Raw genomic sequence first — 6,361 nt, 5'->3', positions numbered from 1 at the left:
GGCTTCGGCGAGAAGGGCCCGGATGCGAATCTGCCCGGCTTCGACATCACCTCCTATTGGGCACGCAGCGGTCTGCTGTCGTTGACGCGCGACGCCGGTGCTCCGCCCACCTGGCCGGTGAGTGGCAGCGGCGACAATGCCACCGCTGTCGGACTCTATTCGGCTATCGTGACCGCGCTCTACCGGCGCGAGCGGACCGGCAAGGGCGCCTATGTCACGACGTCGTTGCTTGCCGAGGGCGTTTGGTCCGCGAGTGTCTCCATTCAGGCGGCGCTCGCCGGAGCCAAATTTCCTCCGTTGCACGACCGTCAGCATCCCGCCAATGCCGCGACGAACGTCTATCGTGCCGCGGACGGAACATGGTTCGTTCTCATCATCACGCCGGACAAGTTCGCGGCGGTGGCGACGGCAATCGGCCGCCCGGACTTGCGGACCGACCCGCGCTTCTCTGAAGCAGCTCAGCTTGCGGTGAACATGCCGCAGCTCACGGCCATCTTTGACGAGGTGTTCGGCGCTCAGGCCATGCCGCACTGGCATTCGGTCTTTGCCAACGTCAACGTCACTTTTGGCGAAGTCCGCGGACCGCAGGACGTCATCAACGATCCGCAACTGACGGAAAACGAGATTGTCGTTCCGCTCGAAGGTGCGGGCGGCAAAGTGATGTCGACGATCAGCAGCCCGATCCAGGTTCATGGTGTCACGAAGGTTCTGGCCCGGCGCGCGCCCGGCCTTGGCGAGCATACGGAGGAGATTCTCAGCGTGCTGGGCTTCGACGCCAGGAGCATCGAGAGCCTGCGAGAAGATGGTGCCATCCCGAAAGCAAGGGAACGGGTCGCATAAGCGATGGGTCGGACGCCGAAGGAGTCAAACAATGAGTGTACGTGAAGCTACCAAAACAAAGATGCCGTCCGTTGCGGTTCGCAGCAGGCTATTTCTGCTGGACCTGAGCGGCGGACGCGTTCTCTCCATGGATGCCGACGGGTCAAATCGCAAGGTCGTCGCGACCGATTGCCCCTATCCCGATGGTATCGCTGTCGACGTCGCCGCCGGTCACGTCTACTGGACCAACATGGGCGTTCCCAGGTTGAACGACGGCTCAATCGAGCGCGCCGATCTCGACGGAAAGAACCGCCGGTTCATCGTTGCACCCGGCGGCACATACACACCCAAGCAGCTCCACCTCGATAAGGTGCGCGGTAAGCTCTATTGGTCCGATCGCGAGGGGATGCGGGTCATGCGCGCCAATCTCGATGGCTCGCAGATCGAGGTGCTCGTCCAGACGGGTGAGGGCGATCATGACCGCCCTGACCAGACGCGCTGGTGTGTTGGAATTGCGGTCGATCCGGTGCGCGGACAGTTCTACTGGACGCAAAAGGGCGGAGACAACGCCGGGGTTGGGCGCATCCTGCGCGCCGGGATCGATATCCCAAAAGGCCAGACAGCCGCCAACCGCAGCGACGCCGAAGTCTTGTTTGACGACCTTCCCGAGCCGATCGATCTCGAGCTCGATCTCCAACGTCGCGTCCTCTACTGGACCGACCGTGGCAATCCTCCGCGCGGCAACACGGTGAACCGTGCGCGGATCGACGCCAGGCCTGGACAGCAGACGCCCGAGATCGTGGTGCCGGACCTCATGGAAGGAATCGGGCTCGCGCTCGACGTCGCCGGCAACAGGATGTTCGTCACCGATCTCGCCGGCTCCCTCTATGTCGCCAATCTCGATGGGACGGGCAAGCGGACCCTGCTGGCCGCCCAGGGCAATCTCACCGGCGTCGCCTACGCCACCTTCTAGCATCGAAAAGGAGAACGACATGAGCAACACCAGAACCATACGACGCATCGCGGTCATCGGTACCGGTGTCATCGGCGCAAGCTGGAGCGCGCTGTATCTCGCCAGGGGATTTGAGGTCGTCGCGACCGATATCGCGCCCGGCGCAGAAATCGCCCTGCGAAAGTTCGTGAAGGCGGCCTGGCCAGCACTCGAACGGTTGGGCCTTTCGCCCGGTGCGTCGCAGTCGAACCTGAGATTCACCGCCGATCTCGCGCAAGCAGTGAAGGGCGCCGACTTCGTTCAGGAGAACGGCCCGGAGCGGCTGGATTTCAAGCAGAAACTCTACAGGCAACTCGACGAGTTGCTGCCGGACGACGTGATTATCGCGTCGAGCTCTTCGGGCCTTAAAATGAGCGATATTCAAGCTGGCGTTACATCGCATCCGGAACGTTGCGTCATCGGCCATCCCTTCAATCCGCCGCACTTGATCCCGCTGGTCGAGGTGGTCGGTGGTGCGAAGACCTCGGAAGAGACGATCCTGCGCGCGATCGAGTTTTATAAATCGATCGGGAAGAAGGCGATACGTCTCAACAAGGAGATGCCGGGCCACGTCGCCAACCGCCTGCAAATCGCGCTGGCGCGCGAGGTCTACTATCTCGTCGCCGAAGACGTCCTGAGCGCTGCCGACGTCGACGACGCGCTGTCCTGGGGTCCGGGACTGCGCTGGGGCATCATGGGCAACATGATGCTCAATCATCTCGGCGGCGGGCCGGGCGGCATCGAGCACTTCTTCCAGCAGTTCGCCGGCCCGATGGCGGCTTCGTGGAAGACACTCGGCACGCCGGCGCTCACGCCCGAGACTCAGAAGAAGCTCGTCGACAGCGTTCACGCCGAGGTTGGATCGCGCTCCATCAAGGAGCTTGAGGCAGAAAGGGACGAGATTCTGCTCGGGCTCCTCGAACTGCGCACCGGGCGTCCGGACGATTCGCTCCCGCGGAGGTCCCGGACGAACAGCGAGAGCAGCGATCGCCTTAGCGATTTGCAGGAATCAAACGACTTGTTCGGCGCTTCGCCGTTGTTTTGATGAAATCGAGAACCAGAGGAGATATCACCATGCCTACGATCAAAACCAAGGATGGCGTCGAAATATTCTACAAGGACTGGGGCAAGGGACAGCCGATCGTGTTCAGCCACGGATGGCCGCTGTCATCCGACGACTGGGACGCGCAGATGCTGTTCTTTCTCAATCACGGGTACCGCGTTGTCGCCCATGATCGACGCGGCCATGGCCGGTCTGCCCAAGTGGCCGACGGGCACGATATGGATCACTATGCCGACGACCTCGCGGCGCTGACGGAGCATCTCGACCTGAAGAACGCCATCCATGTCGGCCACTCCACAGGCGGCGGCGAGGTGGTGCGCTACCTGGCTCGACACGGCGAGAGCAGGGCTGCAAAGGCTGTGCTCGTCGCTTCGGTGCCGCCGTTGATGGTGAGGACCAAGGCGAATCCTGGCGGGCTGCCGAAAGAGGTATTCGACGGTTTCCAGGTGCAGGTCGCGACCAATCGTTCGCAGTTCTACCGAGATCTCGCGGCCGGTCCGTTCTACGGCTACAATCGGCCGGGCGCCAAGCCATCCGAGGCGGTCATCCAGAACTGGTGGCGGCAGGGTATGACGGGCGGCGCCAAGGCGCACTATGACGGCATTGTCGCTTTCTCGCAGACCGACTTTACCGAGGATCTCAAGAAGATCAGTGTTCCGGTCCTGGTGATGCATGGCGACGACGACCAGATCGTTCCCTATGAGGACTCCGGTCCATTGTCTGCAAAGCTGCTGAGGAATGGTGCGCTGAAGACCTACAAGGGCTTCCCGCACGGCATGCCAACGACCGAGGCGGCCACGATCAATGCCGACCTGCTTGCGTTCTTTCGAAGCTAAGCTAGAGGTCGGGCGCTGAGCGCGGTGCCTAAACTGCTACGAAGTGACCGCCTGCTAAGCCATTGATTTACTATCATCGCTCTCCGGCGGCATGACGGAGCTAAGCCGTTCGAGAAGCTGTTGGCGCAGCTGACCGAAGCGGTGCCGCCGGGCGGCGAGCCAATTTTCGAGCAACGGAACCCCCTCGACCGAAAGGCCTTCGAGAGTCGCCCTTTAACAAAGCCAATAGCGACCGAAGCTCGCTTGGTGTAAAGTTAGCGTCTTCTGCGTACGTCGCGCGACAGACTGGGCATCGACGTCGAGTGAACCTGTATCGATCCAGACCTGCTTGCGGTCAGCGATGATCCGCGTCGTCGCCGGCCGATCGACCAGCGGGCGTAGCTTGGAAAGGCACTAGCGCAACTCGCTTCTGGGGCGTCCGCGGCGTCCCAAAACAACTCGCACAGTTTTTCGCGGGTGACAGGCCGCGGCGCCATCGGGAGATAAGCGAGGAGGCCCAGACCTTGCGCGAAGGCGGCTGGTGCAAGGGACGCCATTTTGGATGACCTGTAATGGTCCCAGCAACAGCACCCGATCTGCGGACAGGCTTGCCATTTCCATGATCACCCCAACGCTCGCTCCAACGAGGACCGCTTACGGCAGGGAGTATCGGAAATCTTCTGGCTGCTCGGGAAACTAGTTCAGGCCGAGCTACGCCCGGAGGAAAACGTTCAGCGCAACCAGTCATCTAAGAACGGTGGGCACGGTCAGCTTAACAATCGGTGAGGAGAAGCAATCATGATATCTGCGGCGTTTCCTTACAAAAAGCAGTGGCGCAAGGTCCTTGGCCGCGAGATGGCGTACGTGGAGGTGGGAAAGGGGGATCCCATCATACTACTGCATGGCAATCCAACATCGTCGTACTTGTGGCGCAACGTGTTGCCGCACTTGGAGCCGCTGGGCCGCTGCATCGCCCCCGATCTGATCGGTATGGGCGACTCAGACAAGCTGCCCGAGAGTGGGCCTGGTTCCTATCGGTTCGTCGAGCACCGCCGTTACCTCGGCGCCCTGCTCGAGGCGCTGAATGTGCGCGAGCGCGTCACTTTGGTCATTCACGACTGGGGCTCCACTCTCGGCTTCGACTGGGCCAACCACCATCGCGATGCCGTGAGGGGTATCGCGTATATGGAGGCGATGGTGGGACGACAGTATTGGGACCACTGGGACAAGTTCGGAATGCGCCCGGTCCTGGAGGCGCTGCGCTCCGAAGCCGGTGAGCAGATGGTCCTGCAAGACAACTTCTTCATCGAGAAGGTCTTGCCGGGGGCGATACTGCGCAAGCTCTCGGACGCGGAGATGGCGGAGTACCGCCGGCCATTCACCGAAGCCGGCGAGGGTCGGCGTCCGACGCTGACGTTCCCCCGGGAAATCCCGATCGAAGGCGATCCTGCCGACGTAACGGCGGTCGTGGACGCCTACGCGGACTGGCTGAAGAGCAGCCGCGTGCCGAAGCTGTTCCTGAAGGCCGAGCCCGGTGGAATCCTCGCGGAGGGCAAGGTTCTTGAACTAGCCCGAAGCTTGCCAGCGCAGACCGAAGTGACGGTCAAGGGAGTCCATTTCGTCCAGGAAGACTCGCCGGACGAGATTGGCAGTGCCATCGCAGCCTGGATGAAGACGCTGGGCTGACCGGCAGATCGACGGCCGACCGTCGGCGATGACAGAATCGACGGTGCGCGGCGCCCCGATCATCCAACCAGATAGGAGAAAGCCGTGGGATTGTCCTGGCAACAAGGTCCTCTCTCAACGGGAGCACTCGGCAAGTTCATAGTACCCGAACCGCTGCCCAAGAAGCTGTTGTACGTCGAGCGATTGCGCAGACGCATGCGCGTGCGCTTCGGAGGCCGTTGGATCGCCGAAAGCGAGAATGTTCTCCTGCTGTTCGAGCCAGGCCGCTATCCGGTTGCCTACTTTCCGGAGGCCGACATATCTCCCCATGTGTTGGAAATGACCGACAATACGACTCAACACTCGGATCTCGGGCTCACTTCCTGGTATAGCGTGCGAGCAGACGAGCAGCACATAGCTGCGCGAGGAGCGTGGCAGCACACCGGCCTGCCCGCCTACGCGAGCGAATTGCAGGGACGCGTTGCGTTCGCCTGGCGCGCCATGGACGCTTTCTACGAAGAAGACGAGCGTATCCTAGGCCATGCCGCGGATCCCTACCATCGCATCGACATTCGCCAGACCTCCCGCAACCTCGTAGTCCGCCAAGGCGACCGGATCATCGCCGATACCAAGCGGCCGCTGGTTCTCTACGAGTCGGGTTTCGCACCACGCTGGTACGTTCCACGCGATGACATCGACGCATCAGCTCTCACGCCTGTCAAGCTCCAGACGTTCTGCCCGTACAAGGGACTCTGTAGCTATTACTCGATTGGCGACGCGCGTCAGGCAGCATGGTCGTATCCCGACGCGTATCCCGAGGTTCGCCGCATCTCGAACCTAGTGTCGTTCGAGCCTGATATCGTGACTGTGCATCTCGACGGCACCCAGCTCCGTCTTGAGCCTGGTCAGTCGGTGGTTCCGCACGGCCCCGATCGCAACCTCGACCTCGCCGAACTGGACCGCGCTGCGAGCGGCTAGGCTGGTTTGCGGTCCCCTCAATCAAGGCGA

General features: G+C 61.8%; 6 protein-coding genes. All 6 read left to right on the top strand.

From position 1 onward, the window contains the following. A partial coding sequence (locus Q3C01_RS41370) for a CoA transferase (protein ID WP_458151092.1) occupies positions 1–840 on the top strand: 840 nt, incomplete at its 5' end. Between the two features lie 31 nt (positions 841–871). Then, a complete protein-coding gene (locus Q3C01_RS41365; RefSeq protein ID WP_458151091.1) occupies positions 872–1,792 on the top strand; it encodes a 3-hydroxyacyl-CoA dehydrogenase in 921 nt (306 codons plus the stop codon). 19 nt (positions 1,793–1,811) lie between these two features. Beyond that, the gene (locus Q3C01_RS41360; protein ID WP_458151090.1) at positions 1,812–2,855 is read left to right on the top strand and encodes a 3-hydroxyacyl-CoA dehydrogenase NAD-binding domain-containing protein; all 1,044 of its coding nucleotides are present in this window, start codon (positions 1,812–1,814) and stop codon (positions 2,853–2,855) included. Between the two features lie 29 nt (positions 2,856–2,884). Then, positions 2,885–3,709 carry an alpha/beta fold hydrolase gene (locus Q3C01_RS41355; RefSeq protein ID WP_458151089.1) on the top strand — a complete coding sequence of 275 codons (825 nt, stop codon included), beginning with the start codon at positions 2,885–2,887 and terminating at the stop codon, positions 3,707–3,709. A 777-nt stretch (positions 3,710–4,486) separates the two neighbouring features. Beyond that, positions 4,487–5,374 (top strand): haloalkane dehalogenase, encoded by an 888-nt coding sequence (locus Q3C01_RS41350; RefSeq protein ID WP_458151088.1) that lies wholly within the window; start codon positions 4,487–4,489, stop codon positions 5,372–5,374. A gap of 84 nt (positions 5,375–5,458) precedes the next feature. Continuing rightward, positions 5,459–6,331, top strand: coding sequence for a DUF427 domain-containing protein (locus Q3C01_RS41345; protein ID WP_458151087.1), 873 nt, complete (start codon positions 5,459–5,461; stop codon positions 6,329–6,331). Positions 6,332–6,361 lie beyond the last annotated feature (30 nt).

Source organism: Bradyrhizobium sp. UFLA05-109, from assembly GCF_054185165.1.
Note: the sequence above shows the minus strand (reverse complement) of the source record. Positions and strands in the feature narration are given on the sequence as shown.

Coding starts and splice junctions, on each gene's coding strand:
- Q3C01_RS41365 (WP_458151091.1), top strand. CDS start 872: ATGAGTGTACGTGAAGCTACCAAAACAAAGATGCCGTCCGTTGCGGTT.
- Q3C01_RS41360 (WP_458151090.1), top strand. CDS start 1,812: ATGAGCAACACCAGAACCATACGACGCATCGCGGTCATCGGTACCGGT.
- Q3C01_RS41355 (WP_458151089.1), top strand. CDS start 2,885: ATGCCTACGATCAAAACCAAGGATGGCGTCGAAATATTCTACAAGGAC.
- Q3C01_RS41350 (WP_458151088.1), top strand. CDS start 4,487: ATGATATCTGCGGCGTTTCCTTACAAAAAGCAGTGGCGCAAGGTCCTT.